The sequence below is a fragment of the Roseburia sp. 831b genome, assembly GCF_001940165.2.
In the GTDB taxonomy this organism is placed as follows: domain Bacteria; phylum Bacillota; class Clostridia; order Lachnospirales; family Lachnospiraceae; genus Roseburia.
The window spans coordinates 2,184,872-2,211,382 of record NZ_CP135162.1 but is presented as its reverse complement, the minus strand read 5'-3'; the positions used below and the strand labels follow the sequence as shown (position 1 = coordinate 2,211,382).

Annotated in this window: 34 protein-coding genes; 31 read left to right on the top strand and 3 right to left on the bottom strand. The window is 37.4% G+C overall.

Annotated elements, in window-relative coordinates; genetic code table 11:
- Positions 1-912: a sensor histidine kinase gene (locus BIV16_RS10070; RefSeq protein ID WP_075680686.1), complete on the top strand. Its 912-nt coding sequence runs from the start codon at positions 1-3 to the stop codon at positions 910-912.
- Between the two features lie 149 nt (positions 913-1,061).
- Positions 1,062-1,178 carry a putative holin-like toxin gene (locus BIV16_RS10065; RefSeq protein WP_242940382.1) on the top strand — a complete coding sequence of 39 codons (117 nt, stop codon included), beginning with the start codon at positions 1,062-1,064 and terminating at the stop codon, positions 1,176-1,178.
- Positions 1,179-1,324: 146 nt separating this feature from the next.
- Here BIV16_RS10065 and BIV16_RS10060 read toward each other — a convergent pair whose 3' ends face one another.
- Positions 1,325-1,864 (bottom strand): helix-turn-helix domain-containing protein, encoded by a 540-nt coding sequence (locus BIV16_RS10060; RefSeq protein WP_075680685.1) that lies wholly within the window; start codon positions 1,862-1,864, stop codon positions 1,325-1,327.
- Positions 1,865-2,030: 166 nt separating this feature from the next.
- Here BIV16_RS10060 and BIV16_RS10055 point away from each other — a divergent pair, with 166 nt between their 5' ends.
- From BIV16_RS10055 to BIV16_RS10010, 10 genes are all read left to right on the top strand, one after another.
- Positions 2,031-2,222, top strand: a complete 192-nt coding sequence (locus BIV16_RS10055) for an ICEBs1 excisionase (protein WP_075680684.1) — start codon at positions 2,031-2,033, stop codon at positions 2,220-2,222.
- Between the two features lie 18 nt (positions 2,223-2,240).
- Positions 2,241-3,302 carry a site-specific integrase gene (locus tag BIV16_RS10050; RefSeq protein WP_075680683.1) on the top strand — a complete coding sequence of 354 codons (1,062 nt, stop codon included), beginning with the start codon at positions 2,241-2,243 and terminating at the stop codon, positions 3,300-3,302.
- On the top strand, positions 3,299-3,688 hold the full coding sequence (locus BIV16_RS10045; RefSeq protein ID WP_075680682.1) for a plasmid mobilization protein: 390 nt from the start codon (positions 3,299-3,301) through the stop codon (positions 3,686-3,688). The genes BIV16_RS10050 and BIV16_RS10045 overlap by 4 nt, the downstream gene beginning before the upstream one ends.
- Positions 3,689-3,795: 107 nt before the next feature.
- Positions 3,796-4,770, top strand: a complete 975-nt coding sequence (locus BIV16_RS10040) for an AAA family ATPase (RefSeq protein ID WP_075680681.1) — start codon at positions 3,796-3,798, stop codon at positions 4,768-4,770.
- Positions 4,771-4,895: 125 nt separating this feature from the next.
- Entirely contained in the window at positions 4,896-5,129 is a 234-nt protein-coding gene (locus tag BIV16_RS10035; protein WP_075680680.1) for a complexin-2, read from the top strand.
- Between the two features lie 265 nt (positions 5,130-5,394).
- Complete coding sequence (locus BIV16_RS10030; RefSeq protein WP_075680678.1) at positions 5,395-7,014, top strand: plasmid recombination protein; 1,620 nt, start codon at positions 5,395-5,397, stop codon at positions 7,012-7,014.
- An 18-nt stretch (positions 7,015-7,032) separates the two neighbouring features.
- The gene (locus BIV16_RS10025) at positions 7,033-7,386 is read left to right on the top strand and encodes a DUF6061 family protein (RefSeq protein WP_242940381.1); all 354 of its coding nucleotides are present in this window, start codon (positions 7,033-7,035) and stop codon (positions 7,384-7,386) included.
- Between the two features lie 98 nt (positions 7,387-7,484).
- Positions 7,485-8,171, top strand: coding sequence for a hypothetical protein (locus tag BIV16_RS10020; RefSeq protein ID WP_075680677.1), 687 nt, complete (start codon positions 7,485-7,487; stop codon positions 8,169-8,171).
- A gap of 238 nt (positions 8,172-8,409) precedes the next feature.
- Positions 8,410-9,468: a hypothetical protein gene (locus BIV16_RS10015; RefSeq protein WP_075680676.1), complete on the top strand. Its 1,059-nt coding sequence runs from the start codon at positions 8,410-8,412 to the stop codon at positions 9,466-9,468.
- A complete protein-coding gene (locus BIV16_RS10010) occupies positions 9,461-10,384 on the top strand; it encodes a reverse transcriptase domain-containing protein (RefSeq protein ID WP_075680675.1) in 924 nt (307 codons plus the stop codon). Before BIV16_RS10015 ends, BIV16_RS10010 begins: the two co-directional genes overlap by 8 nt.
- 233 nt (positions 10,385-10,617) lie before the next feature.
- Here the strand turns inward: BIV16_RS10010 and BIV16_RS10005 are convergent, their stop codons facing one another.
- The gene (locus BIV16_RS10005) at positions 10,618-11,193 is read right to left on the bottom strand and encodes a helix-turn-helix domain-containing protein (RefSeq protein WP_075680674.1); all 576 of its coding nucleotides are present in this window, start codon (positions 11,191-11,193) and stop codon (positions 10,618-10,620) included.
- A gap of 204 nt (positions 11,194-11,397) precedes the next feature.
- Between BIV16_RS10005 and BIV16_RS10000 the strand changes: the two genes are divergently transcribed.
- The 10 genes from BIV16_RS10000 to BIV16_RS09955 all read left to right on the top strand — a co-directional run bounded on the left by BIV16_RS10000 (position 11,398) and on the right by BIV16_RS09955 (position 19,628).
- Positions 11,398-11,577 (top strand): helix-turn-helix domain-containing protein, encoded by a 180-nt coding sequence (locus tag BIV16_RS10000; RefSeq protein WP_075680673.1) that lies wholly within the window; start codon positions 11,398-11,400, stop codon positions 11,575-11,577.
- Positions 11,578-11,593: 16 nt separating this feature from the next.
- Complete coding sequence (locus tag BIV16_RS09995) at positions 11,594-12,697, top strand: site-specific integrase (RefSeq protein WP_075680672.1); 1,104 nt, start codon at positions 11,594-11,596, stop codon at positions 12,695-12,697.
- A complete protein-coding gene (locus tag BIV16_RS09990; RefSeq protein WP_031589864.1) occupies positions 12,675-13,007 on the top strand; it encodes a plasmid mobilization protein in 333 nt (110 codons plus the stop codon). Before BIV16_RS09995 ends, BIV16_RS09990 begins: the two co-directional genes overlap by 23 nt.
- Before the next feature lie 125 nt (positions 13,008-13,132).
- Entirely contained in the window at positions 13,133-14,080 is a 948-nt protein-coding gene (locus BIV16_RS09985; RefSeq protein WP_075680671.1) for an AAA family ATPase, read from the top strand.
- Positions 14,081-14,162: 82 nt separating this feature from the next.
- The gene (locus BIV16_RS09980; RefSeq protein ID WP_075681010.1) at positions 14,163-14,402 is read left to right on the top strand and encodes a complexin-2; all 240 of its coding nucleotides are present in this window, start codon (positions 14,163-14,165) and stop codon (positions 14,400-14,402) included.
- 464 nt (positions 14,403-14,866) lie between these two features.
- Positions 14,867-16,102 carry a plasmid recombination protein gene (locus tag BIV16_RS09975; RefSeq protein ID WP_075680670.1) on the top strand — a complete coding sequence of 412 codons (1,236 nt, stop codon included), beginning with the start codon at positions 14,867-14,869 and terminating at the stop codon, positions 16,100-16,102.
- Between the two features lie 140 nt (positions 16,103-16,242).
- Positions 16,243-16,449, top strand: a complete 207-nt coding sequence (locus tag BIV16_RS09970) for a helix-turn-helix domain-containing protein (RefSeq protein ID WP_075680669.1) — start codon at positions 16,243-16,245, stop codon at positions 16,447-16,449.
- Positions 16,450-16,496: 47 nt separating this feature from the next.
- Entirely contained in the window at positions 16,497-17,642 is a 1,146-nt protein-coding gene (locus BIV16_RS09965; RefSeq protein ID WP_075680668.1) for an HNH endonuclease signature motif containing protein, read from the top strand.
- Positions 17,642-18,637 (top strand): DNA cytosine methyltransferase, encoded by a 996-nt coding sequence (locus BIV16_RS09960; protein ID WP_075680667.1) that lies wholly within the window; start codon positions 17,642-17,644, stop codon positions 18,635-18,637. Before BIV16_RS09965 ends, BIV16_RS09960 begins: the two co-directional genes overlap by 1 nt.
- A complete protein-coding gene (locus tag BIV16_RS09955) occupies positions 18,630-19,628 on the top strand; it encodes a DNA adenine methylase (RefSeq protein ID WP_075680666.1) in 999 nt (332 codons plus the stop codon). Before BIV16_RS09960 ends, BIV16_RS09955 begins: the two co-directional genes overlap by 8 nt.
- Before the next feature lie 356 nt (positions 19,629-19,984).
- On the opposite strand, the gene BIV16_RS09950 is transcribed toward BIV16_RS09955, so the two are convergent.
- Positions 19,985-20,533, bottom strand: coding sequence for a helix-turn-helix domain-containing protein (locus BIV16_RS09950; protein WP_022292935.1), 549 nt, complete (start codon positions 20,531-20,533; stop codon positions 19,985-19,987).
- Between the two features lie 398 nt (positions 20,534-20,931).
- Between BIV16_RS09950 and BIV16_RS09945 the strand changes: the two genes are divergently transcribed.
- From BIV16_RS09945 to BIV16_RS09905, 9 genes are all read left to right on the top strand, one after another.
- Positions 20,932-21,117 (top strand): AlpA family phage regulatory protein, encoded by a 186-nt coding sequence (locus BIV16_RS09945; protein WP_015560978.1) that lies wholly within the window; start codon positions 20,932-20,934, stop codon positions 21,115-21,117.
- Positions 21,118-21,210: 93 nt separating this feature from the next.
- Positions 21,211-22,407 (top strand): site-specific integrase, encoded by a 1,197-nt coding sequence (locus BIV16_RS09940; RefSeq protein WP_075680665.1) that lies wholly within the window; start codon positions 21,211-21,213, stop codon positions 22,405-22,407.
- Positions 22,408-22,520: 113 nt separating this feature from the next.
- On the top strand, positions 22,521-22,862 hold the full coding sequence (locus BIV16_RS09935) for a plasmid mobilization protein (protein ID WP_075680664.1): 342 nt from the start codon (positions 22,521-22,523) through the stop codon (positions 22,860-22,862).
- Complete coding sequence (locus BIV16_RS09930) at positions 22,855-23,229, top strand: TnpV protein (protein WP_075680663.1); 375 nt, start codon at positions 22,855-22,857, stop codon at positions 23,227-23,229. Before BIV16_RS09935 ends, BIV16_RS09930 begins: the two co-directional genes overlap by 8 nt.
- A gap of 123 nt (positions 23,230-23,352) precedes the next feature.
- The gene (locus BIV16_RS09925) at positions 23,353-23,646 is read left to right on the top strand and encodes a hypothetical protein (protein ID WP_143524750.1); all 294 of its coding nucleotides are present in this window, start codon (positions 23,353-23,355) and stop codon (positions 23,644-23,646) included.
- Between the two features lie 51 nt (positions 23,647-23,697).
- Positions 23,698-24,060, top strand: coding sequence for a plasmid mobilization protein (locus BIV16_RS09920; RefSeq protein WP_075680661.1), 363 nt, complete (start codon positions 23,698-23,700; stop codon positions 24,058-24,060).
- Positions 24,039-25,808, top strand: a complete 1,770-nt coding sequence (locus BIV16_RS09915) for a relaxase/mobilization nuclease domain-containing protein (protein ID WP_075680660.1) — start codon at positions 24,039-24,041, stop codon at positions 25,806-25,808. The genes BIV16_RS09920 and BIV16_RS09915 overlap by 22 nt, the downstream gene beginning before the upstream one ends.
- Before the next feature lie 182 nt (positions 25,809-25,990).
- Positions 25,991-26,218 (top strand): helix-turn-helix domain-containing protein, encoded by a 228-nt coding sequence (locus BIV16_RS09910; RefSeq protein ID WP_075680659.1) that lies wholly within the window; start codon positions 25,991-25,993, stop codon positions 26,216-26,218.
- A 178-nt stretch (positions 26,219-26,396) separates the two neighbouring features.
- Positions 26,397-26,456 (top strand): TnpV protein, encoded by a 60-nt coding sequence (locus BIV16_RS09905; RefSeq protein WP_253292202.1) that lies wholly within the window; start codon positions 26,397-26,399, stop codon positions 26,454-26,456.
- The last annotated feature ends 55 nt before the right edge of the window (positions 26,457-26,511 follow it).

Below are 26,511 nucleotides of genomic sequence, written 5' to 3'. Positions count from 1 at the left end.
ATGTATATCGTAATTGGGATATTAGCAGGAATTATTATCTTACAATTTATTATTATGTGGAAATACCAGCGGCAGGTGAAAGACATCTGCCGCCAATTGGCGTTTATGATGAAACATGACAGTAACATGTTGATTAACCATGAATTTGATGTGGGTGGAATAGGAAAGCTTTCTGACAAGTTGAATGAGCTTCTGGAACTGCGAAGAAAAGAGAAGCAGCATTATCAGGAGAAAGAGGCTCTGATTGCGGACACTTATACAAATCTTTCTCATGATATCCGCACACCACTGACATCTTTGGACGGATATTTCCAGCTAATGGAAGAATGTGAAAATATAGAGGATCAGAAACGTTATTTAAGCATTATCCACGAAAGAATTCATAGTCTGAATGAAATGTTGGAAGAACTTTTTATGTTTACAAAGTTAAAAAACGAATCTTACAGTTTGGAATTGACATTGTGCTGTATGAACCGGATTTTGAAAGAAACAGTTTTTTCATACTATGATGAATGGGTAAGAATGGAAATTCAGCCGGATATTCAGATTACGGAAGAACAGTTGTATATACATGGAAACAGACAGGGGCTTCGCCGTGTTATCCAGAATGTGATAAAAAATGGGCTGGATCATGGAGAAAAGAAGATTAGCATTGTGTTGGAACGTGATCAAAATCAGGCAGTGCTTAGAATCAGCAATCATGTTACACATCCAGAACAGATTAATATAGATCAGGTATTTGAGCGATTTTATAAAGCAGATGTTGCCAGAAGTAAAACATCTACTGGATTGGGACTATCTATTGCAAAGGAGTTGGTTAGTAGGATGGCTGGAGAGATTGAAGCAAAAATAGAAAAAAAAGAGTTTATTGTTGAAATGAACTTTCCGATTGTAACCGATGCTAAATCGTAGTGGGATAATCAATAATTTTTATTTATCTTTGCAGAAGCATTAGTTCTTATGATAGGATAACATTTAAGGAAAGAACCCATGACAGGGTGGTAGCCTCCCGAGTTTATGATACCGGTTCACCGGAATACATAGGAAGGGAGGTGGCGCCGATGACAGCTTATGAGATCATTACGATTTTCATTGGGATATTGGCTTTGCTGATGTCCTTTGGTAGCTTGATTGTAGCGTTGCTTGCCTTTCTCGACAAGAGAAACAAGCGCAAATAAAAATGCCTATCCTGTCTGATCCACAGGATAGGCGGTGTCCGTAAGGACATTTCTTTAGCCTAAACTCGGAGCATCCACCTTTGGAGTGGGTGCTTTCTGTTTAATTAGATATTATCATCTTATGTCTGATAATTCAAGATATTTCTCTAATTTGGAAAAATTTTCACGGTAAGTCTGTCAGTTCCTTTTTTGACAACCATACTGTCATCAAGCAGGTGCTGCTTGATTTCTTCGATATTCTCATTGATGTGCTGCAGGCTGTCAGTATACTCTGCTTCTGAATATTCATCTTTAGCATTTGTCATATTTTCACGAATTTCCAGAGCTTTCATATAGGTGCAGAGCTTTTTGTTGATGAGATTGTTTTTAAAGGACAGCTTAACAGTAGCTGGCTTGAAGTTGCCTTCCTCATCCTTATCTGCTTCAAATTTCATATCAATTTGGTCATCTAACTTAAACAGTAGTGACAATACATCAGAAACTGTTTCTATATCAAAATCCATGAAAATGTTAATGCTGATGCCTAATGCATTGGCAATCTTTAAAAGCTGGTCAGGCTTAGGATTACGGATTCCATATTCATATTTCTTTATGGTTGCGGAGTTTATGCCGGACAACTGACCGAGTGTTTCTTGCGATATTCCACGCATATTACGAAAATATTTAATCTTTTCTCCAGTAGTCATGAAAACAGCTCCTTTATGTTTTGATAAACCTATTCTATCACATCGGGACACATTTGTGTATAAAAATTTATATAAACACTTGACAGACACAAATGTGTACTGATATAATACGAACAAACAAGGACACAAAAGTGTACTAGTGTTAAACAGGAAAGGAGAACTCAATATGGAGAATACGATGAAGATGTATGTAACAGCAGATGAAGCAGCACAGATTCTTGGAGTATCAAGAGGATATGCTTACAAAATCATTCGTGGTCTTAATAATGAATTAAAAGAAAAGGGCTATCGAGTGATTTCAGGCAAGGTACCTACAAAGTATTTTGAAGAGAAGTTTTATGGTATGGCAGTTAGCTAATAGAGAGGAGATGATAACATGCCAGCAACAAGAGATGGCAAGACGTGGCGTAGCCAGTTCTATTATGAGGACTGGCAGGGTGTACGTCATAAAAAGAACAAAAGAGGCTTTAAGACAAAAGCTGAAGCAGAGGAGTGGGAACGTAACTTCCGGCAACAGCAGAGAAAAGATTTGGATATCAACTTTGAGAATTTCGTTGAAATCTACTTTGCGGATATGGAGAACAGGCTTAGAGAAAGCACAATTAAGAATAAAAGATATGTGTTTGACCTGAAAGTTACGCCTTATTTCAAGAAGAAAAAGATGTGTGAGATTAAGACAGCTGATATTCGTGCATGGCAGAATGAATTGATAAAACAAGGATATGCACAGACATATCTTAAAAGTATCAATAATCAGTTGGCTGCACTTTTCAATTATGCCGTCAGATATTATGACTTGAAGGATAATCCCTGCAGGAAAGCAGGAAGTATCGGGAAAAGCAAAGCTGATGATATGGAGTTCTGGACAAAGCAGGAATTTAAGCAGTTTCTTCGGTCTATGGATCAGAAGCCGGAGGCGAGGATGGCATTTCTACTTCTGTATTGGACGGGAATGCGTATAGGAGAATTATTGGCACTTACTTACGAAGATATTGATTTGGAAAAGCGTATTATAAGCATTTCCAAATCATATCAGAGAATAGACGGAAAGGATGTGATTACACCCCCAAAGACACCAAAGAGCAATCGTAAGATTACAATTCCACCATTCCTAGCGGAAGAACTAAAAGAATATTGCAGTCATTTATATGGGATTATGCCGAATGAAAGAATGTTTCGGTTTACAAAGTCTTATATGGAACATGAAATAGTGCGTGGCATTAAGGAAACAGGGGTAAAGCGAATTCGTCTTCATGATCTGCGTCACAGCCACGCATCACTGCTGGTGGAACTTGGATTTCAGCCATTGGCAATAGCAGAGCGGCTGGGACATGAAAAGATAGAAACAACATTAAATACTTATTCACATTTATATCCGAATAAGCAGGCAGAACTGGCAGACAGATTAGAGCTGGAGAATGAGGAGGACGAGCTATGAGCGGAGTACACAAACACCCAACAATCAGCTTTCGTGTATCAGACAGAGAACGGGAGATGATTGAAGCAAGGATACTTGCAAGCGGTATGCAGAAAAAAGATTATTTTGTCCGCTCCTGTATTTATAACAGAATATGTGTTGTAGGCAAGAAAGAGGTCATTTACAAGCTTGTAGAGGAATTGCAGAATATGCAGACAAATATTTCTGAACTGGTAAAACAACTGGAACAACAGGATGTAACACTTACTGCTGAAGGTTTGGAAGATATGCGAAATGACTGTATGGATTTGTTGCAGGCGATTGTTTCCATGCTGGATGGTGCTAAATATCTCTGGCAGGGAGCACAGACGGATAAAGAAAAAAGTCCTGACAGCGGCAACTGTTAGGACTTGCGGTAACAAAAGAAAACCTCTGTTACCTATGTATTCACAACTAGAGTATAGCAGAGGTTCTTCTTAGGAGCAAATAAAAGATTTGATTATGGAGGACTTTTATGGAAGGACAAAAGGCAGAATTAAAGATGATACGGATGTCGGAGGTGGAATCACAGGAAGTGAAATGGCTGTGGTATCCGTTTATACCATACGGAAAGCTTACAATCATTCAGGGTGATCCGGGTGATGGAAAAACCACATTGGTGTTAAATATAGCAGCCAAGTTATCAAAGGGAGAATGCTTCGACAGTGATATGGATGTACAGGAGCCGGTAAATGTGATTTATCAGACAGCAGAGGATGGTCTGGCAGACACAGTAAAGCCAAGACTTGAACTTGCCGGAGCAGACTGTGAAAAGATACTGGTTATTGATGAAAGTGATAAATCACTGTCTATGGCAGATGAAAGGTTGGAAGAGGCACTTGCTAAGACAAGGGCAAAAGTATTGATATTAGACCCCATACAGGCTTATCTCGGTGGTGGTATGGATATGAACCGGGCAAATGAAGCAAGAGATATGACAAAGAAGCTGGGAGCATTAGCGGAGAAATATCAATGTGCAATTCTTCTTATCGGTCATATGAATAAGGCATCAGGTAACAAAGCGGCATATAGAGGTATGGGTTCTATTGACTTCTTTGCAGTAGCAAGGAGCGTGCTTCTGGTCGGTAGAATAGAGGGAGAACCTAATACAAGAGCAGTTGTTCAGATAAAGAACAATCTTGCAGCATTTGGTCATCCTAAGGCATTTATGCTATCGGAGACAGGCTTTCACTGGTTAGGAGATTATGAGATTACAGCAGATGAAGTGCTTGGAGGAATTGCACCAAAGGCGAACAAGTTGGAGCAGGCAAAGCAAATGCTACGTGAACTGGCGGAAACATCTAATGCGGTGCAGAGCAATGAAGTTTTTGAAATGGCTGATGAACAGGGCATTTCAAAAAGAACATTGGAAAATGCCAAAAAGGAGCTTGGTATCCGGGCGAAGAAAATTAACAATTCATGGTATTGGGAGTTGGATAAGGCAAAGTAGGATTAAGGCAAGAACGCAACAATGCAGACTATATAGAAATTGCGGAGATGAACCTTGCAAGGTTGCAAAACATATAGGCTTTGCAGTGTTGCGGTCTTGAATAAATTAAGGATTGGTGGATTGATATGAAAAATGTACAGATTTCAGAAGAACTTTTCGTTACGATAATGAGATATTTTATGTTGGAGCAGGTGGAACTGTTACCTCAGATAAAGCAGGGGTTAGAGAAGAAGCTGGATGCAATGGTAATGAGGGAATTATATACGAAATATAAGACTGCACCAACGGAAGAAGAAAAGGAAAAGGCACGAAAGGAATATTTGGATAGGCGAGGTGTACTGGAGAGTTTTCGGTGGTAGTTTTTCCTAAACATATATAACGGCTGCGTGTCACGCTTCCGTTAGAATGGATAAGGAAAATATGGTGTGGTTGACACAGTGGAGGCTTGCGTACACTGACTGCCGCAGGCAGAAAAGCTCCCGGCAGGGCGCAAAACCTGACAAGTCAGGTTGCATTTTTGATGCCGCAGGTGTCAAAAGTGCTTTTGCGTTACTTTCGGCGAAAGTAACAAAGCCTGCGCCGTATCCGGCGCTAATATGACAGATAAGAAGGAGAAAATTGCCTATGGAAAGAACGATTAGTGGGATGGTAGGAAAAGGTTCCGTTAATCACAACACCCGAGCTTTTACAGCTAAAAATGTGGATGGTGATAGAAGTGGTGCTAATGTTCATTTTTGTAATGAAGATATAAAGCAGGTTTATCATAAATTGTTTGATGAAGCACTTGAACGATATAATGAAAAGCAAAAACGTAAGGATCGAGTGATTGATGATTATTATGAAAAAATTAGACAAGGCAAGCAGGAAAAACTTTTTCACGAAGTAATTTTTCAGATTGGAAATAAAGACGATATGAATGCCAAAAGTGAAGAAGGGCTTCTTGCTAAGAAAATATTAACAGAGTTTATGGATGAGTTTCAAGCACGAAATCCTAACCTGTATGTGTTTTCTGCTCACTTGCATATGGATGAGGAAACACCACATTTACACATTGATTTTGTACCATATATTACAGGTAGCAAGCGAGGATTGGATACAAGAGTATCGTTAAAATCTGCATTAGCTGCAGAGGGTTTTACAGGTGGCACGAGAGGTGCGACAGAGTGGAATCAATGGATTGCAGCGGAGAAGCGGGAATTGGCTATGGTGATGGAGCGACATGGTGTCAAATGGCTTCAAAAAGATACACATGAAAAGCATTTATCGGTACTGGAATTTGAAAAGCAGGCGAGAGCTAAAGAAGTAGCAGAATTAGACAGTCAAAAGCAGGAAAAGACCACAGAGGTTGCTAAATTGAATCAGGCAGTATCCACTATGAAGCAGGAACTAATGACCACTACAATTAAGCAGGTAAGGGCTGAGGAGGCTGTTGAAAAAGCAAGAGAGGAAGGTATTGCTGTTCAAAGGGATAATGAAACATTAAGTGCAAGCAATCGACAATTGCGAGTGGAGAATACAAGCCTTGAAATAAAAAAGTTGGAACTACGGACGGATAATCGACACTTGGAACAGCAACAATGGCAATTGCGGACAGATAATAGCGAGTTGGAGATGAAACAGAGTGTTTTACAGTCCGAGAACCAACGATTGGAACAAGAACGAAATAAATTGCAAGAGGATAATGAAAAGCTGGAGCAGAAGCAAACTTCGTTACAATCGGATAATCAGGCATTAAAACAAATGCAGGATAAGCTACAGAAAGATAATGCCCAGCTTGAAATACAACAGGAGAAATTGAGAAGCAGAATTGATCAGATGGTGCAATCAGAGAATTTGTTGCAACGTGATGTTCGAAAATATGATGAAGAACCTGAATGGCAACTTCCAGAGCCGGGAGCGTTTGCAAGTGCAAAGTCATTTCGGGATAAAGTAGCTTTGCCTCTTGTGAACAAATTGAAGGAACTGGTAAAAAGCTTGACAATCCAATGCGTTAGATTAAAAGAGGAAGTGCTTCAACTGCGAGATAAAGTTAAGCATCTCACAAGTGATGTGGAATTCTATAAAGGCAAGATTAGAGATATGTCTGCAAAAACAGAATTATTGCAGGAAAAAGCTGACGATCTGGAGCGTGTGAAACGATATGCCGGTGCGGAGCAAATTGATACTATTATCGGTAAGGTAAAGGAGCAGGAAATCATGGAGAGTCAGGCAAGACAGTATCACAGGTCTTATGGAGCGAGATAAACGAAAGGGTGGATTGATATGATGGATGAAAACAGATTGGATAACATTGTAGAATGTGCCTATAACATGGATAATGGTTATGTTGAGGTGTGGTATGTTGACGGGAATATGCTTCGAATAAAATGTGAGGAGGTTGAGGCTGCTCTGCGGACGACAGAGCAGTCGCTGGCGAAGCTGCACAAATTGTTGGATAATAAGCCGATAGAGTATGTGGCAATGGCTTTATCCGGGGAAATGCAGTCATATTGTGATATTGAGGATGAAATGGTTAAGGGGATGTTTGGGACGATTGTGCAGGGGTATTTGAAGAAGGGCTATAATCGGGATACGGCGGAGATGATGGCGAGAGAGTTTTTTCGGTATGAGAGTTAGAGTATAGCTTGGAAATAATTCAAAGATGATTGCGAAATCGCTAAAAACGATATATACTTTAAAATATATAATCATAATAAATTCGAAAGAGATATAAGATGGCAGAAGATTTTTTAGAATATATCGATGAACTACATAAAGCATACCGTATGAAGAATAAAATAAAGAATAAATATTATATTCATTATTTACCATTAAAGTCAATTACGATTTCCACAGATGAAGTGTTTTATATTGCTAAGTCTGGAAAATCCAGATTGCTTATAAATCATAATGCAGTATGGGTAGATTTAACTGATTATGATATAATTAATATAGTATGTGGTTTTGATGAAAAATTAGTTTTAAAAATATTGGATAGATTGAAAGAGTGTTATGATGGGATATGGACAGAGTTTGAATTTGAAGTTCAAGAAGAAAGATATATAGGAAAAGGGATTAATTACGAAGATTTTGATTTGGACATGAAGGTATGTTTAGATTCAGATTTTCAAATATGTTTTGGCGATTTTTTGTTTTTACTTAACATGGTCTTGTTTAAAGATATTGTTGGACAAAAATATTTAGAAAGAGAACGAAAAATGTTACTAATTGAGAATACGCTTATTAAATATATAACATTAATTAAATATTATCGACTAAATAATGCTCAGGCAAAAAAGTATTTAGATGGTATTCTTTATCCGATATTTAAAAAAGAGGATTTGTTAGAGAATAAAATGAAAGTAAAGAAATATGATAAAAATTTTGATAAAAATGGTTTTGAAAAAATTGTTCTGTTGTGATAATATAAAATTGGAATCCTAGTAGGCATAAATGCCACCTTAACATTTTAAGGTAGATGTATTTAGAAATTAGTTAAATTTGTATGACTACCGTCATATTTCAGATTTCAATTTCATTGGTTGTTCACAACCATGACCTTCGCTACTACGCTCAGGTCAGAACGCAAACAACCAATGAAATTGACTCAGAAAAAATTTAACAAATTTAAGTAGGATTCCTTTTTTTATGGAGAAAACTATGTATAAATTTAATGAAATTACAATTGATGATGATAAAGGAATTATATTTCTGTGTGGAACTAAATATAAAAAAGAGTCTGTATATGATAAGAGAAATGTTCTAAAGAAATATATAGAAGAACATTATCCTAAAAAAAATGTTCTTATTCTGGAGGAACATTTTGTCTTTGGAAAAAGAGAGGGATATTTGAGTTATGATGATATTTTTTTGAAAAATCTGAATGACATAGAAACATTGAGTGCAGCATTTGCCAATGGAATAATTATTATTCATGATAGTATATCAACAGGGGCAGAGTTGGCAGCCTTTGCTTCAAATGAGATGTTAAAAGATAAAATGTGTGTATTAGAACCAGATAGTACGGGGATTGAGGAAAGAAAAATAAGTGCTTTTCTAGAGTTGGCTTTTTTTAGTACGGATTCTAAAATACGTAGAATAGTGTACTATCCTGAAGTATATTCTTTTGAAATATCTGAAAAACATGTAGAAAAAAGAACTAATTTTGTAAATAACACTATAACACCTATACTTGGAGATAAAATTTGCAGTTTTATTGATTATTGCAAATTAGAGCTGGATATTCGTTTCGAAAAAATGAAATTTGGAAAAATCAATAATAGTGTGGGCGTCATTTCTTATTCAAAAAATGATAATGAGTTGCAAGCTTATGTATCAGGACAAGTGATTTTATATCAAGTAATGGGATTGTTGTCAATAAACGACATTCGTAAAGAATTAAGAAAGAAAAAGAGATTGTATGAACATATAGATTTTGTATGTGGTCAGTATAAAAATATTTTACATCACACCATACAGGAAAAACTAAAATCAGAGACAAACACTATTTTGGTTTCTGTAAAAGAAATAAATGTAGAACTTAGAGATGTAATTGCATATAGTTTATATATGCTACAAGCATTGGAATTAATTTCAATATTAAAAGAAAAAGAATTATATAAAATTGGTTTGAAAAATAATTTGGGAATTTTTTTATCTGAGTTGAATGATATTGTAAGCGAAGAGGATAATGAGATACTGGAGTTTTTAAATGAATAAAGAATTATTTCTTGAAGAAAAGTATATAAAAACTAAAAAAAAATATAGAAAAATAGTAACTTATGTTGATGGAGAAAATCTTTTAAGGGAAAAACATGAGAGGATAGTATCTCTACTGAAACAAGAATGTTCTGATTCAATATTTGCCAAAGCTTATATAGAACATTCATCTATAGTAAAAAATGCTAAGGCGCATATGTATAATGATATTTTTTTGTTCTTTGATGTAAAGGATTTCTTTCCAAGCATAAACCATAATTATTTAATTCAGAGATTATATAAAGAATTAAATAATAATGGGAATGCAAGCATTAATAGTTGTAGCAAACTAGTAGAATTATGTTCTGTTAATGATAAGGGATTGCCACTTGGTTTAGTAACATCTCCAATATTATCAAATATATATATGAAGGAATTTGATAATATTATTTATGGAAAATTAAAAAAATTGAGTTTAGATAATATTATATATACACGATATGCGGATGATATTGTTATTTCTTTTAAAGCGGAGAAGATTGATCCAGATATAAATGTGAATATTAAAGAGTGTGTAATTAGATGTTTAAAACAAGTGCATTTAAAAAGCAATGAGAATAAAGAAAGAGTTTATGATATACGCAAAGGTGGTCATGTGCGAATAACGGGTATTAATGTTATTGTGGAAAATGATAATTATCGAAAATTAACAGTTGGAAGAAAACGAAAAGATAGGCTGTATAATGATGTGATGAGTTATTATATGCGGCGAATAAAAGACAGAGAGAAGGCATTGAGTATTAAAGGAAATGAATCATTTATATTGTCTGTTGAAGGAAAAGAATATGAGAAGTGTTATTCGGAAAATATGAAGAAAGTAATAAAGGAATACGGATACGACTCGTTGCATGATATGATTAAAGCAATAAAGTATTAGGTTATAGTTATAAGAGTGGCTCCATTTTGGCTCTAAAAATTTTGAACGAGGTACACAAAAATGCAAAATATGATAAATATGAAAAATGAAATACACAAATATGTATCAGAAAACAACCAAATAAATCTCTCCGCCCAAGAGTTTGAGTAAGCGAGCAAATAGCCGTGAGACCTTTTAAATAAAGGGTTTCACGGCTTTTACTTTTTCTCAAAGTACTGTTGCAGTACTGTCTGCTATTTTTGGAACATTTCAGACATGGTATATTTGATTCTTCTATCGGGATCACACTTTCGCTCATACCAGTTAAATTTCCAATCTAAATATTCATCTTTGCTAATCTTTTCTTCCGACAGATATGTTCGGATTCTATTCCATTCAGCCAGATAACTATTTATAGAATCATCTCGTAATTCAATAAATGGTCTTGGCATTTCAGAGTTTTCGTTATAAAAAGCAGTGGTTAAAGCTGCCCAACGAGGTAGGATAGACATTCCTCGACTATCATCTTCTTGACCATGAAGAAGCCAAGGAACTATAAGAGGTTCGCCTTCTTCAAGTGGATCAAGCCAAAAGAGTGTAAGTATGAAGTCGCAGGCGGTATCATCTGTTTCGATGAAGTTGTATTTGCTAACCTTAAGGACTTCTGCCATTTGTGTAAGAGCATCTTCTTTAGGAACACGATAACTTGTTTCGTATTGGGTAATTCTGTTGGCAGCTGCTTCAGGCTTAAAGCCAAGGGCTATGCCGAGTTCTGCTTGAGTTAAACCTCTGAACTTTCTAAGTATCTGGATTTTCTTTCCTATATTCATAGCAAAAACCTCTTTTTTAAATTTAATTTGTAAACTTTCTGCAGATTACGTCTATAAGTGTACCATATGAATAATAGAAATACAACAAATTTGTTATGTTAACATATTTGTTATTGACAAATAGAAAAGAGGTGATTACAATACAATTAACATGTTAACAAAAATGTTAATATTGCAATTATTCAATGAAAGGAGGAAGAGCATATGGATGAGAAGGTATTTATGACAGTTGATGAAGTGGCTGAAATACTTGGTTGCTCAAAGGCTCATGCTTATAAGATTATCCGCAAGTTAAATGAAGAACTTAACTCCAAGGGATATATCGTTGTAGCCGGAAAGGTAAGCAGACAGTACTTCAAAGAAAAGTTCTATGGCGTAGCGTAGAGAAAGGAGGATAGCAATGCCGGTTTATAAGGACAAAAAATATGGTACATGGTATTCCTCAGTATATTATCAGGATTGGACGGGGAAAACCAAACGTACCACGAAACGTGGCTTTGCCACTAGAAAAGAGGCAGTAGAATGGGAAGCTTCTTTTCGTGTAAAAGAGTCAGGGGATCTTGATATGACTTTTGGAGAGTTTTATGAACTCTATGAAAAAGATAAGAAACCTCAGGTAAAAATGAGTACTTGGATTACAAAGGAAGCCATTATTAAGACAAGGATATTGCCGTACTTTGAGAATCGTAAGATTAATGAAATTAGAGCTACAGACATTATTAAGTGGCAGAATGAAATGCTTGGATTGGAGAACGGCAAAAATGGTAAGTTCGCACAGACATATTTGAAATCATGCCAAGCGCAGCTAAGTTGTATTTTTAATCATGCCTGTAAGTTATATGGCTTAAGAATCAATCCTATCCATCAGGCGGGAAGTTTTAAGCAGGATGAAAAGGTGGAGATGAAGTTTTGGACGAAAGAAGAGTATCTTACGTTTTCGCAGGCGATCGCGGACAAGCAGGAATCATATGTAGCTTTTGAAATACTTTATTGGTGTGGTCTTCGTATGGGTGAGTGCTTAGCATTGACTCCTTCGGATTTTGACTTTGAAAAGTTAGAGGTTCAAGTAAATAAGTCCTATCAGAAGTTAAAGGGTAAGGATGTAATCACGACACCAAAAACTGCAAACAGTAATCGCATTATTGCAATGCCAGATTTTGTCGCAGAAGAAGTAAAGACATACATTAGTATGCTTTATGGTGTTAAACCTAATCAGCGTATTTTTAGCAATATGTCGAAGGGAAAGTTTCATCATGAGATGGATCGTGGTTGTAAATTGTCAGGTGTTAAGCGTATTCGTGTTCATGATCTTCGTCATAGTCATGTGTCACTTTTAATAAACATGGGATTTGATGCGGTGGCTATTGCAAAACGTATGGGACATGAAAGTATCAGAGTAACTTATCGATATGCGCATATGTTCCCAGGGGAGCAGATTAAGATGGCTCAGAAACTATCTGATGAAAGAGAGGATTATTTCAATGTCGGAGAAGATAAAAGATAAAAAGGGTAGATGGAGAAATAAAATCGTTGCATTTCGAATGTCCCCTGAGGAGGCTTTAGAACTTGATGACAGAGTGCGCCTTTGCGGTGCCAGAACAAAACAAGATTATCTGGTAGAAAGCGCTCTTTATCAGAGAGTTGTTGCTAAAGGAAATCCTATGATGATGGTTCAATTTCAAAATGATTTAATTCACATTCAAGAGGAACTTATGAGGATTAATTCGATTGATGAGATGGATGAGGAACTACTCACACCAATTAGAACGATGTTGGAAATATTAGAAGCATTCAAAAACGAAAAAGAATCCTAACGGCGGCAACCGAAAGGACTCTTGTGATAACCGCATAATCTCTGCGGACTCTATTGATAAGGTCATTATAGCAGAGGTTATTCCGGCTATCAATCAATTTATGAGAAAGGCAGGAATAACAAAAAATGGAAAACTTAAAGATTATTAATATGGCGGATGTGGAAAGTAAGAAGGTGGAATTTCTTTGGTATCCATATATACCGCTTGGAAAACTAACTATTATACAGGGTGATCCCGGAGAGGGAAAAACAACAGCTGTATTACAACTGACGGCTCTTTTAACGAAGGGCGAGAAGTTACCTGAAGATGATCAGGAGCGAGAGCCTATCAATGTTATCTATCAGACGGCAGAGGATGGTCTGGCTGATACAGTAAAACCTCGATTGGAAGCGGCGGGGGCAGATTGTTCCAAAGTTCTTGTGATAGATGAATCTGAACAGGGCTTGTGTATGTCTGATGAGCGTATAGAACAGGCTATAAAGGAGACTGGAGCCAAATTGGTCATTCTCGATCCTATACAGGCGTATCTTGGTGCGAATGTAGATATGCATAGGGCAAACGAGATTCGCCCGGTTATGAAGCGATTGGGAGACATAGCAGAGAAATATAGTTGTGCAATCATTCTTATTGGTCATATGAACAAAGCAAGTGGTTCTAAATCAACGTATAGAGGGCTTGGTTCTATCGACTTTCAGGCTACAGCAAGAAGTGTACTTATAGTTGGGAGAATCAAAGATGATCCTACCTGCAGAGTAATTGCGCATGATAAGAGCAGTCTTGCGCCGGAGGGAGATTCGATTGCATTTCGTTTAGACAAAGAGAATGGATTTGCGTGGGAAGGTGTAATTGATATTTCTGTGGATGATCTCTTAAGTGGAGACCAGAAAGTAACTAAATTAACATCGGCAAAAGAATTCTTAGCAAAATATCTGGCGGATGGTCCCAAACCAAGTACAGAAATTTTTGAAGCTGCAGAGGCAGATGGGATTAAGAAAAGAACTTTGTTTACTGCAAAAGAGGAACTGAATGTTACGGCAACAAAGACCGGAGATAAATGGTATTGGGGTTTTTAGGAAGGATGCAAGAATGCAAGATTGCAAAGTATATATAACATTGCATCCTTGCAACCTTGCAATCTTCATTTGGAGGTTGAAGATGAAAGAACGAAAAATAATGATATCGCAAAAACTGTTTTTGGATTTGTTTTCATATTTTGAATTTGAAGATTATGAGAAAGAGCCGGAGATACGAAAAGCGTTAAATGAGAAATTAGAACTGTTAGCAATGCATGAGAATTACACCAAGTATAAGACTGCTGAATCGGAAGAAGAACGAGAAAAGGCTAGGCAAGATTACTTGGATGCAAAGGGAATACATCCGTCATTCAGATGGTAATTTTTACCTTGATTAATAATAACAAGTGCGTGGCACGCACTTGTAGAAATGTAGTCAAGGAAGAAGGAGTATTTTCTTTTCATTGAACCGAAGGCGTAATTAAGTCCAAGGTGGATTTAATTACGACAAGGTTTTACATGGGAAGGGCGTCGCCCAGGGAGTGTAGCTCCCAATGAGACCGGGGGAGGCATCGCCGGGGCAGAGCCCTGAGAGATTAGGTAAGGCATCGCCTTAGGGCAAAGCCCTATTGAGATTGGGTTAGCCATCGGCAAGGGTAAAGCCCTTATGAGATGCCTGTCATGGCGAATGACTGCACTCCGCAAAGGAGTCCTCGAAGAGCGCCGTCTTTTGATACGAAGTGTCAAAAGTCATAAGGCGTTACTTTCGCCGAAAGTAACAAAGGCATTAGCAGAAAAAATACACTTTTACTCCAGTGGAGCAGAAGTTAGAAAGGAGATTAAAAAATGGGTTCAATATCAATGCCTCAGGGCAGAGGAAATAGACAGCATAATCTCCGAAATTACGGAGAGGGCAAATTGCCAAGCAATGTGGATGCTTCCAGAACAGAGCAAAATATTGTTTGGAAAGATGAAACTACAGCTCATGCATATCATCGAATTTTTGATGATGCAGTTAGTGAGTATAATGCAAAACAAAAACGTAAGGATCGTCAGATCAAAGATTATCGGACGCATATTCTCAATTCAAAGAATGGCGAGAAGGAGTTTTACGAGGATGTGTTTCAGTGGGGAAAGCAGGAAGACTTCATAGAACATCCTGAGTGGCGTGATATAGCAAAGGAATGTCTTCTTGAATATATTGAAGGGTTTGAGGATAGAAATCCCGGATTGGAACTGATAGGGGCTTATATCCATATGGACGAGGCTTCTCCACATATGCATTTTGATTATATTCCAGTTGCGGAAGGATATAAGACAGGGGTACAGAAGAGAAATTCTTTAGATAGAGCCATGCGCAACTTGATTGCGGTTCGTACCGGTAGTGAGTATTCGCCAAGACCGGATGAAAAGGATGCATCAGGGAAGTGTATAGACAATGCTACGAAGCAGTGGAAGGAGATGGAACGAGCGCATTTTAAAAAGATATGTGTCCGCAGAGGTTTGGTTGTTGATGGTGAGATAAAGACACCGGAGCGTGATAGCCTATCCGTGCTTGAATACAAGGCTGAAATGCGTAAGCAGGAGATTCAGCAGTTGGAAACTCAGGAAAAAGAACTTAGGGGAACTCTTCGTAATCTTCAGAGTCTCATTAAGCAGGCAGAAGAAAAGTTGGAAGAGGCAAAGAAAGAAGCTGCAAGTATTATCGAATCTGCGAAGGCAAAAGCAAATGAGTGGCTTGAAAAGATTAATATTCGTCTTGGCTTAATTCCGAAGAAAGATATCGAAGATAAGCGGTTAGAACTGGTTGGCTATTACAAAGCGTGCGAGCCTTATCTTACTAGTGATATGAGGATTGCAATAAACAACGAAGATGTGAAGGGCTTTGGAGCGTTAGTAAGTCGATTAACTGCATCAAACCCAGATGGTACAGTTGCAAGACGTGATCCGGGATGGGAAGAACTGTTTGATTTCGAAATCAAGTTTGAGGAATATCTAGAGATGAAGAGTAAGAACGTAAAGACGGAGGATATTTTAAAGGAGTTAGAACAACCGGAACGTATAAGAGGTCGGCATAGATAAAAGTATATGGTTGAGAGAAGCAGAAATGCTTCTCTTTTTTGTTGCATTGTTACTTATAGTCCGTTGACTCATAAGTAACTATTGATGGATAATTTAAGCGTTGTGTTAAGGAGACCTAGCGATGACAGAGAGGAGTCCATATGATTTTGAATGATGTTGGTCAAAGGGTCAAAGAAATAAGAAATGAACAAGGCTTAAGTCAAGAAAAACTTGCATTAAAAGCGGATATAGATAGAACGTATTTAGCTGGAGTAGAGCTTGGAAAACGAAACTTATCAATTAAAAGTTTAGATAAGATACTACAGGCATTAGAGGTGTCATTTCATGATTTTTTTGAAGGAATGTAATTGTTGACTATAAGTAACAATGAGTGTATTATTTAGGAGGGCATATAATGGGAAAATCTAAGCAAAGAAGAAGTCATGAGCAGTATGAGGATTATTGGAAAATAACTGCACAATGGACAGATATTTACGGACAAAATTTTTTTAATGCGTTAAGAATTATAATTAATTATATAGATGCGAATAAATCTGAATTAGAAGCTTTGGATGACGGATTTGAGGATAGTGAATTATATAATAATTTACAAGAAAAGATGGTAACGGCATTTGATTTTAAAGGAGATATTGCGGATGCTAAAATAACTGCGAGAAAAGGAATTAATCAGTTTGTGAAATTGGGGTTTGTGTATCCTATGCTTAAAGGATACCATCCACTTGCAAAAAAGTTTATAAACACTACAAATAAAGAAGAAAAACAAATTATCTTTTCTAAAATTTTTTATGAAAATTCGTCATTTGCATCTGGCGTGACAGTAGATAACAGGCGATTAAACCATATGGGTTTTTTACTTCGTACATTGGATAAAAACAAGCAACTTTCAGATAATGACATACAAGCATTGATGTATACGGATATTGAATTATATCCTAAAGGTTATATGACTAGAGAAGAATTAGATAGTCAGTTCCGTGCGTCAGAAGCTGATGATTTTATTGATAGAAAATATAATCAAAAAGGCCATTTGATTTCTTTTTTGAAAAAGTTTATCGATTTAAAAGTAAGTTCGGATTCTAAAAAAATATATTTTGCGGATGATCCGGATATTGTTGAAGATGAGTATGATGGTAAGTATCATTGCGACCCGATTAAACTGAGGATTCATCGTCAAGAATTAATTGAAGAAAGCGTGAGACTATATGGTGATGCAATTTGCTATTTGGAGAAAAAACCCTATAAAGGATTACGCGATTCACATATAAAGGCTAAACAAGAATGTGTTGATGAAGGAAAAGAAGAATTAGCCTATGATGTTAATAACGCGTTGTTACTATCGCCGAATACAGATCAGTATTTCGACAAACATGATATTTCGTTTGATGACCAAGGAAATATTTTAATAGGAAAAAATGTTGATGCAACAGTTCGTGTTGAGTTAGAAAAAATGCATTTAGATAAAAAAGTGCTAAATGATGAAAGAAAGAGATTTCTAGAGTATCATAGGAGATTATTCCTAGAAAAAAACGGAGAACAATAATGGCTTTTAATTATATTGATTTATTTTGTGGTGCAGGAGGTTTATCTGCGGGTTTTGATAAGGCAGGAATGGAAAATGTCTTTGCGGTTGAGTTTAATCCGGATTTTGCAAAAACTTATGAGCGAAATTTTCCATCACATAAATTATTGGTTGACGATATTAAAAATATATCTAATGAGGATATAAAAAAACTTGTTGGAAACAAGGATATAGATGTTATCATTGGTGGTCCTCCTTGCCAGGGCTTCTCAATTGCAGGGAATATAGGTAGAACATTTGTTGATGACGATAGAAACAGGTTGTTTAAAGAATTTGTACGTTTTGTTAATACAATTAAGCCCAAAGTATTTCTTATGGAAAATGTGGCTGCAATGGCCACTCATTTAAAAGGAAAAACAATAAAAGAAATAGTAGGAGCCTTTGAAAATTGCGGATATTGCATCAAATGGGATGTACTTAATACTGTGAATTATGAAATAGCACAAGAGAGAAGAAGAATAGTTATTGTGGGTGTAAGAAAAGATTTGAATTCTGAATTTGAATATCCGCAGAAATCAGACAAAATTTTGACTATTAAAGACGTTATTGGAGATCTTCCGAGATTATCGAGTGGAGAAAGTAGTGAAATACCAAATCACGTGGCAATGAAGCATACAAAGCAGATGCTGGAAAAAATGAGTTATGTAAAAGATGGCGGAGATAGAAATGACATACCGGAAGATATAAGACCGAAATCAGGAGACGTTAGGAAATATATTAGATATGATAGTAAAAAGCCTTCTGTTTGTGTGACAGGGGATATGAGGAAAATATTTCATTATAATCAGAATAGAGCTTTGACCTGTCGAGAACTGGCAAGGATACAAACATTTGATGATAGTTTTATATTTGAGGGTAGTTCCATTCAAATACAGCAACAAATTGGCAATGCAGTACCTCCAAGGCTGGCTTATTTGCTTGCAGAACAAGTAAAGGAGACTTTGAAAAATGCCTAAGTATCCGAAGGTTAACTATATTGGTAATAAAGAAAAAATAGTTGATTGGATAATAAGTGAAATGCCGGTAAAAGAAGGGACTGTACTAGATATATTTGCCGGAGGCTGTTCAGTTTCTTATGCATTAAAAAAGGCAGGATATTCGGTCATTTCAAATGATATTCTATTTGCGGATGTAGTGATTGCGAAGGCCTTGATTGAGAATAATAGCACACAACTATCACGTGATGTTTTTGAGTATGACATTGACAGTAATAGTCTAAAAAGTATACGGAAGCGAATAGAGTTTTTATCAGATCGATTGTATTATCCGGAGGAAATAGATGAATTATCTAGATTATTAGCTATAGCTGATAAACTTGAAGGATATGAAAGGTATATGTTTTTAGCGCTCTTGCGTCGTGCGATGATAAGAAAACTTCCATACTCTAGAATGAATGTACCGTGGAATCAAATTCAATTGTTACGGGATGAAGAATATAGTTATAAAAAATATAAAAGACGTAGGGCGTACCATAATCAATCGTTTACCGAGCATATGATAGATAATCTTGATTCATACAATAATGCGATATTTGAGGGTAAGCAATGCTGTGTAAAAAATATGGATGTTATGGAACTAGCAGAAAATATTGATAATGTAGATATTGTTTATATGGATCCACCATATCCTTCTACTATGAATAATTATGATGCGTTTTATGGATTGTATGATGCTATGTTTGGGCGAGAATTATCTCACATGGATTTTACAAGTAAAGATAGTTTTTTGACTAATATGGAAACTCTTATTTCGGTTTTGAAAGATAAAACTAGATATATAGTATTAAGCCAAAATACAAGAGTTAAACCAGAACCGGATGCTATTAAAGAAATGTTGTCTGCATTTGGAGATGTAAAGGTAAAAGAAATAAATCATAATTATCAGGTTACAGGTAAGGAGAACAAGAATTCAAGTAAAGAGTTATTATTTATTTTGTCTTTAGACTAAAGTACTGTTACAGTACTGTTTGAGTAATAGGAGATATATAATACAGATAATACGAATAAAAGATTAACAAATATGTTAACAAAAACCATGAGAAAAAGGTCATTCCATCAACCCGTTGCGGAGTTTGAATAATTTTCAAAAGCTCGCAAAGCCTAGTAAAATGGGCATTTGCGAGCTTGTTTTTTGCCTTGTGGTACTATTTTGGTACTAAAGTGAGTTGTGCGGGAATAGAAAATTGATGGCTTGGAATGCTTGCATTCCATAGACAGCAGGTTTCTATTCATATAGGGCGAACGCCCTCCATCGAGATGCAGCGAAGCGGAATCGAGATGGTGCACAGCGGATGACATTATGTTTCACGCATGAGGCCATGTTATTTTCCACTCAAAATACTCGTTAGGAGAAATCTCTCCATTATTTAATTTCGTTTTCATTTCACACCATTCCGAAAGGAAATCATTTACCAATCCATATTCAAAAGTTAATGCGACAGGTGAGCCTGCACTGTCATAATCATCTTCATTGTAAGTTGGTCTGGCAGTCTCGGAAGGTTTTGCAGGTGTCATTGCAGTCAGATGAATCAGGTTGCCGGGAGCTGTATACTCTGGAAATCTTGTGCCTTTTCCACGTGCCGGGAGAGATGTGGCACTTTCTTCAAGCCAGAAAAGTGTTTCGATGATATCTTCAGCAGCACCAAGGCTGTAATCAGAGATTGCCTTGTAATTGCAGTGCAAAGCATCAGCAAGCTTTAGAATCATATCTTCACCGGGAATGCGGGCACCGGTTTCATACTGGGATATACGGACCGACATATTTTTGCCTTCAAATCCAAGTGCACCGCCCAGCTCGTCCATTGTCATTTTACGGAATACCCGTATTTTCTTTATTCTTTCACCAATTGTCATAGTGTAGTTACCTCCGTTTATCTGTCCCTGATGGACTGTTAAAGACAGTATAACACGGAAAAAATGAAAATGGAAGTTTTTCTATACGAAAGCATTAGAAAAACTACTTGACAATTCAATACCACACGGTATAGAATAATACCAATTCAATTATCTATACGGTATGGTATTGAAAAAAAACAACTGAATGAGCGGTATCAGAAATCTAACAGGCATTTGCCAGGACATTCATAGGAATCGAGCGAATGTAGACACTCCCCCAAGCGGACCGAGTACCTCGAGCAGGAGCGGGCGGTATTACAGGAGATCATCTCAGGTGAGGAGGCTGGTTGTGACATCAGCAGAACTGGTATGGAGAAACGCCAAAACAAATTTTAATGGAAAGGTGGTGAAAGGGCATGAACGAAAAGTTTTTAGAAGTAGGAGATGTGATGCAGATTCTTGGAATTTCAAGATCCGCAGCATACAAGCTTATGAGACAGATCAACAGTGAACTTGAAAAGAAGGGTTACATTGTAATCCGTGGAAAAGTAAGCAGAAAATATTTTGAAGAACGCATTTATGGTATGAGTGATGCAGGATAAGCAACAGGTAAGAAGATTGAGACAGAGGCAGGTGCAAAAGTTATATCGGCTTAGGCATCTGCTTTTGCATATGAAAAGAAGGAGATGATGAATATGCCAGCTTATAAAGACAGTAAGACAGGCACCTGGTTCGTCAAATTCTATTGTAAGGACTGGACCGGGGAAAATAAACAGATAAAGAAGAGAGGATTTGCAACAAAAAGAGAAGCGTTGGATTATGAGCGTAATTACAAAATACGGCAGGAGAATAATCTGGATATGACATTTGGAGAGTTCTGGAAGCTGTATACAGAGGATGTGAAAAATTATGTCAAACTCAACACTTGGCTTACAAAAGAACACATTGTGGATACAAAGATACTTCCATATTTTAAGAATCTTAAGATGAATGAGATTACACCGGGAGATGTACGCAAGTGGCAGAATGAGATGGTTGCATTTCGTAATGAGAATGGGAAGAGTTATTCCCAGACTTACAAGAAGACAATGCACAACATCTTAAGTGCGATATTTAACCATGCGTGCAGGTTTTATAATCTGAAATCAAATCCGGCAAGACAGGCCGGAAATATGGGCAGGGAAGAAAAGAAGGAAATGCTTTTCTGGACAACTGAAGAATATAAGAAGTTTTCCGAAGCGGTGATTGACAAGCCGGTTTCATTTTATGCATTTGAAATGCTGTACTGGACGGGAATGAGATTAGGTGAGCTGCTTGCTCTTACGATGGAAGATTTTGATTTTGAAAAGAACACAGTCAGAATAAATAAATCGTATCAGCGACTGCAGGGGCAGGATGTTATTACAACACCGAAAACACCTAAGAGCAACAGAACAATCAAGCTGCCAAAATTCCTTGCGGAAGAAATGCAGGAATATTTTGCAATGTTATATGACCAAAAACCAACAGACAGGATTTTTCTGGTAACAAAGAGCTTTCTTCATCATGAGATGGAGCGTGGATGCAGATTATCCGGTGTGAAGAAAATCAGAATCCATGATCTAAGGCATTCGCACATTTCACATCTGATTGACCTTGGGTTCTCCGCAGTTGCAATAGCTGACAGGGTAGGTCATGAGAGCATTGATATCACATATCGTTATTCGCATCTGTTTCCATCAAAGCAGGTGGCAATGGCGGACAGACTTGATGCTGTCAATGCGAGCTTTGAGGATTGTGAAGAACAGGATGATGATGTAGAAATCATGCAGACAGAGGAAACAGCACCTATGATTGATATGGATGCGGCTGCGGAAAAGATTATAAGTATTGATAAGTACAAGGCAGTCTGATAATGGCGATGCGAAACATTATGAATCATGCCGGCGAGAGTTTTGCATTATGTATGGATGTGATGTTATGTGGACTTAAGTAAAAGGTTTTATATCGGAAGGAGCAGATTATTATGAGCGAGAAAAGGCTGGATGCCAAGAACAGATGGAGAAATGTTGTGGTAGCATTTCGGATGTCACCGGAGGAAGCGCAGGAGCTGAATGTGAAGGTTTCACTCAGCGGACTTTCAAAACAGGATTATATCATCCAATGTCTGCTGAAGCATGAAATCAAGGTTGTTGGTGGAATAAAGGTGGCAAAGAAAGTACAGGTTCATCTTGATACGATACTGGAAGAATTACAGACGTTAGATGAATCTGACAGAGGTATAGAAGTTGAAGAACTGCTGGTTCCATTAAAGCATGTGCTTGATATCCTGCAGAGTGATGAGAAAGGCGGTAATCATTATGAGTAAAACAACATTTGAAAAGCTTGGTATTCCGTATGAAGAAAAGGATGGAATCTTTTATCCGGTGCTTGTTGCAGGAACAGAAAAGGCAGATATAGATGCAGGAAAGTATGGGCGTATGTGGATTAAATATATCAAGGAAGAATATCCAATGAGATATAAAAGCCTGGTGAGGTTCGGCGAGCTTGAAGAGAGAGCAAATGAAGTCAATGAAACAGCATATGAGCTGCTTGATGATATTGAAGCTAAGTGGCTGAAAAAGCATAAGCCTAAGAATCCAAATTCCTTTACGGAACAGTTACAGCTAAGAACACAGACCAGGATGATGGCAGAGGAAATCGTTATTATGGATGTGGTGATGCAGTTTCATTAGTGTGGGGGCAAAAAGTGCCGTCAAAATGCAAAAGTGGGGGCAAAAAGCGCCGTCAAAACAGCAAAGTGACGGCAAAAAGCGCCACCACTCAAATCAGAGTGAAAAAAGTCATGGTGGCGGAAAGTGCCATCAAAATGGAAAAGTGGTGGCGGAAAATGCCACCAAAACAATAAAGTGATGGCAAAAAGTGCCACCACTTTACAACTCTGGTGGAACTTCAACCACCATATCAGTAATCGTGGTGGTACATTAACCACCACATATCATATACAGGGTGCAGGAGCTCCTGCCAAGACGAAAAATTATGTAAACGCTGATGCGTTTATATTTTTTCGGGAAAAGGTCCGACCTTTTCCGCATCTTGCAAAACCTATAAGCAGAACTTTTGGAAAGGATGAAAAGCAATGGTACAGATAAAAAGAGATTGGTTTGATACAGCATTGAAAAATTACGAAAGGGGAGAAATGTATGGCAGATGGAAAGAGAAGATACAAGTCTGACAGGAAAGATTATAAGATATCGGTGAAGCTGTCAGAAAAAGATATGGATATTCTGAAAGCGGCACTTAAACGGACGAGAATGACAGCAAGTGCCTATATAAGAGAATTAATCCGGACAGGAGGCAATATAGATACAAGTTATCCTGAGGACAGGGCAAGAGCAATCCGTGTTATTGCCGGTATTGCAAATAATATTAATCAGGCGGTAAAGCTTGGCAATTCACATGGGAGGTTGTATTACAGCGACATTGACAAGCTGCAGAACAGTCTGGATGATGTAAAGAAAACATTTGGGGAGGTGCTGGAAGTATGGCGATTACAAAGATCTTAAATATACAGGAATCAGAGGGCAGAAATCCGGCATCGCACTTGAAGAATGCCTTGGAATATATCCAGAACCCGGATAAGACAGAAGAATGTGTACTGGTGGGCGGTATTAACTGCCTGGCGGACACAGCATTTGAGCAGATGGAAGAGACAAAGAATATTTTTCATAAGACGGGTAAAAGGCAGGGCTATCATGTGATCATATCATTTTCACCGGAAGAAAAAGTAAGTGCAGAGCAGGCAATGTATGTGCTGGAGCACTTTGCGAAGAATTTACTGGGAGATGATTATGAGGCTGTGTATGCGGTTCATACTGACAAGGAGCATATGCATGGACATCTGATCTGGAATAGTGTCAGTATGACAACTGGCAAGAAATACAATTCACCTAAAAGCAACTGGAAGAATCATCTCCAGCCTATTACAAATAAATATTGTGATGAACTTGGACTTTCCATAATGCCGGCGGAGTACAGCAGGAACCCTAAGAATATCAGCAGGGACAAGTGGGAAAGAGAAATGTCAATGAAAGAGATAATTCTCAGAGATGCCAAGATGTGTGCGTATGCAGCAGGGAATGTAGAGCATTTTATATATCTGATGAAACGGCTGGGATATGTATTCAAGAAAGATGCGTGGATGGAGGTGCAGGCACCGGGATTTAGATATTATCATAAACTGGCAAAGCTGGACGAGATGTTTTCAGAAGATATGTTACGGCATTATGTGGATATGCCTTGGATGGCAAAGCCTTACTTTTATTCGTCGGATATCATGGGATTGCACAGAGTGAAGCTGTCACCATATCAGAAGAAATTTTATGCAAAGCTATACAGATTAAGGATTGTAGAGCAGAAGCGTTTTGAGGTTGGTGGAGCAAAGTATACAGAGGATTTGAAAAGGTTTCATCAGTTACAGGACGAATATCTGCTGCTTGTAAATAATGACATCAAAAGTGTTGTGGAGCTTGTGGATTTCATAAGTGAGCAGAAAGAAAAGATCCAGCAGATTGAGGACAGACAGAAGGAGATATACAGAGAAAGTTCTAGTCGGAAACGGAATATTAAGAACGAGGAGCAGTATCGTGAGTACCAGATATGGCATGTGGGAGTGCAGAAAGAACTGGACAAATTGAAGCAGGAGAAAAGAGGGATTAAGAAGCAGTTGCAGCTTGCTGATGGCATTGTGAAAGAAGATTTGTATACAGCTTATTATGTGGTGTCTGGGAAAGAAGAAATCGTTGCAGACAGGGATGTTGATATACCGGGGATGGAAAAGGAGGCTGTGTCAGAGAAAGATGTGGCTGTTGAGCCGGAGACGAATGTTGAGGTAGTGAATCCAGACAATAATCAGAACAATACGTCTGTAATGCCAGATATTCGTAATGCGTCTGATGTAAATACGGCAAGAAGGGATGAAGATATTACTGATGTAACAGGTAAAAGTGAATTTATGGAATCTGAAGAAAAAGTGTCTGTGGACAAAGCTGGCTGGATTGTCAGGAGGATATCAGAGCTTGGTGGTTATGAGAATATTAGTGATTCTGTTAAGGCTGATATATTCGGATTTGATATTGCTGATGTTAGTGGGAGCATATGGTTGTTCTCGGATGTAATGAAAAGGCTTGGGATAAAGCTGGATGGAGACGAAATGTATGAGGAATTCCAGAGAATTTATGATGAGAGTGTTGGTAGAGATGCTGGTAAAGATAAAGCAGAAGATAAGATGTGGAATAGGGGCAGAGGAAGGTAATTCCTCTGTCTCTTCCAGTTATGTATTAGATAGAAAAATATTGATTCACAAATCGAAATATTGGCTATTGAAGGAAGTATAGAAAGTCGCGAGAACGTGCGAAAAAATATTGAGAAAATATTAGATATATGGTATGATGTGATATAGAATTGTTTGATGAAATTTTATATGGAGGATTAGCAATGGCAGTATCATATAAGCGATTGTGGATAAAATTAGCCGAAAAAGAAATGAGCAGAGCGGATTTGAGAAAAAAAGCAGAAATAGCACCTAATACCATGACAAAGCTTGGGAAAAATGAATATGTTGCTATGCCTATTTTAGATAAAATATGTAAAAAATTAGGGACGGATTATGGTGAGATTATGGAGTATGTTCCGGATAAAGAAGAATCAATGGGTGACAAATAACAAGTACAGATTATGGGACAAGTAGTTTGATAAGATGTGTTATATAGTTTGATTTGAAACCGTTATTTTTGGAAAGGAGTGCTTGTATGGATATATTTGAAGGTCTTTCTGAAAGACAGAGAGAAGCAGTCGAAACAATAGATGAAAGGCAGAAAATCAGCTTGAATGGGTCGGGAAAATGAATAATATTCGTAGCAGAGCAGTAGAGATTATAGATGTAGAATTGATTTGTGTTTAGGAGGACAAAGCGGCAGATATAATGTTAAAAGTAGTTGCGTGCGCACGCATATTGC

Excerpts from the sequence above, each read along its gene's own strand:
- BIV16_RS10070 (WP_075680686.1), top strand. The coding sequence starts at position 1 with ATGTATATCGTAATTGGGATATTAGCAGGAATTATTATCTTACAATTT.
- BIV16_RS10065 (WP_242940382.1), top strand. The coding sequence starts at position 1,062 with ATGACAGCTTATGAGATCATTACGATTTTCATTGGGATATTGGCTTTG.
- BIV16_RS10060 (WP_075680685.1), bottom strand. The coding sequence starts at position 1,864 with ATGACTACTGGAGAAAAGATTAAATATTTTCGTAATATGCGTGGAATA.
- BIV16_RS10055 (WP_075680684.1), top strand. The coding sequence starts at position 2,031 with ATGGAGAATACGATGAAGATGTATGTAACAGCAGATGAAGCAGCACAG.
- BIV16_RS10050 (WP_075680683.1), top strand. The coding sequence starts at position 2,241 with ATGCCAGCAACAAGAGATGGCAAGACGTGGCGTAGCCAGTTCTATTAT.
- BIV16_RS10045 (WP_075680682.1), top strand. The coding sequence starts at position 3,299 with ATGAGCGGAGTACACAAACACCCAACAATCAGCTTTCGTGTATCAGAC.
- BIV16_RS10040 (WP_075680681.1), top strand. The coding sequence starts at position 3,796 with ATGGAAGGACAAAAGGCAGAATTAAAGATGATACGGATGTCGGAGGTG.
- BIV16_RS10035 (WP_075680680.1), top strand. The coding sequence starts at position 4,896 with ATGAAAAATGTACAGATTTCAGAAGAACTTTTCGTTACGATAATGAGA.
- BIV16_RS10030 (WP_075680678.1), top strand. The coding sequence starts at position 5,395 with ATGGAAAGAACGATTAGTGGGATGGTAGGAAAAGGTTCCGTTAATCAC.
- BIV16_RS10025 (WP_242940381.1), top strand. The coding sequence starts at position 7,033 with ATGATGGATGAAAACAGATTGGATAACATTGTAGAATGTGCCTATAAC.
- BIV16_RS10020 (WP_075680677.1), top strand. The coding sequence starts at position 7,485 with ATGGCAGAAGATTTTTTAGAATATATCGATGAACTACATAAAGCATAC.
- BIV16_RS10015 (WP_075680676.1), top strand. The coding sequence starts at position 8,410 with ATGTATAAATTTAATGAAATTACAATTGATGATGATAAAGGAATTATA.
- BIV16_RS10010 (WP_075680675.1), top strand. The coding sequence starts at position 9,461 with ATGAATAAAGAATTATTTCTTGAAGAAAAGTATATAAAAACTAAAAAA.
- BIV16_RS10005 (WP_075680674.1), bottom strand. The coding sequence starts at position 11,193 with ATGAATATAGGAAAGAAAATCCAGATACTTAGAAAGTTCAGAGGTTTA.
- BIV16_RS10000 (WP_075680673.1), top strand. The coding sequence starts at position 11,398 with ATGGATGAGAAGGTATTTATGACAGTTGATGAAGTGGCTGAAATACTT.
- BIV16_RS09995 (WP_075680672.1), top strand. The coding sequence starts at position 11,594 with ATGCCGGTTTATAAGGACAAAAAATATGGTACATGGTATTCCTCAGTA.
- BIV16_RS09990 (WP_031589864.1), top strand. The coding sequence starts at position 12,675 with ATGTCGGAGAAGATAAAAGATAAAAAGGGTAGATGGAGAAATAAAATC.
- BIV16_RS09985 (WP_075680671.1), top strand. The coding sequence starts at position 13,133 with ATGGAAAACTTAAAGATTATTAATATGGCGGATGTGGAAAGTAAGAAG.
- BIV16_RS09980 (WP_075681010.1), top strand. The coding sequence starts at position 14,163 with ATGAAAGAACGAAAAATAATGATATCGCAAAAACTGTTTTTGGATTTG.
- BIV16_RS09975 (WP_075680670.1), top strand. The coding sequence starts at position 14,867 with ATGGGTTCAATATCAATGCCTCAGGGCAGAGGAAATAGACAGCATAAT.
- BIV16_RS09970 (WP_075680669.1), top strand. The coding sequence starts at position 16,243 with ATGATTTTGAATGATGTTGGTCAAAGGGTCAAAGAAATAAGAAATGAA.
- BIV16_RS09965 (WP_075680668.1), top strand. The coding sequence starts at position 16,497 with ATGGGAAAATCTAAGCAAAGAAGAAGTCATGAGCAGTATGAGGATTAT.
- BIV16_RS09960 (WP_075680667.1), top strand. The coding sequence starts at position 17,642 with ATGGCTTTTAATTATATTGATTTATTTTGTGGTGCAGGAGGTTTATCT.
- BIV16_RS09955 (WP_075680666.1), top strand. The coding sequence starts at position 18,630 with ATGCCTAAGTATCCGAAGGTTAACTATATTGGTAATAAAGAAAAAATA.
- BIV16_RS09950 (WP_022292935.1), bottom strand. The coding sequence starts at position 20,533 with ATGACAATTGGTGAAAGAATAAAGAAAATACGGGTATTCCGTAAAATG.
- BIV16_RS09945 (WP_015560978.1), top strand. The coding sequence starts at position 20,932 with ATGAACGAAAAGTTTTTAGAAGTAGGAGATGTGATGCAGATTCTTGGA.
- BIV16_RS09940 (WP_075680665.1), top strand. The coding sequence starts at position 21,211 with ATGCCAGCTTATAAAGACAGTAAGACAGGCACCTGGTTCGTCAAATTC.
- BIV16_RS09935 (WP_075680664.1), top strand. The coding sequence starts at position 22,521 with ATGAGCGAGAAAAGGCTGGATGCCAAGAACAGATGGAGAAATGTTGTG.
- BIV16_RS09930 (WP_075680663.1), top strand. The coding sequence starts at position 22,855 with ATGAGTAAAACAACATTTGAAAAGCTTGGTATTCCGTATGAAGAAAAG.
- BIV16_RS09920 (WP_075680661.1), top strand. The coding sequence starts at position 23,698 with ATGGCAGATGGAAAGAGAAGATACAAGTCTGACAGGAAAGATTATAAG.
- BIV16_RS09915 (WP_075680660.1), top strand. The coding sequence starts at position 24,039 with ATGGCGATTACAAAGATCTTAAATATACAGGAATCAGAGGGCAGAAAT.
- BIV16_RS09910 (WP_075680659.1), top strand. The coding sequence starts at position 25,991 with ATGGCAGTATCATATAAGCGATTGTGGATAAAATTAGCCGAAAAAGAA.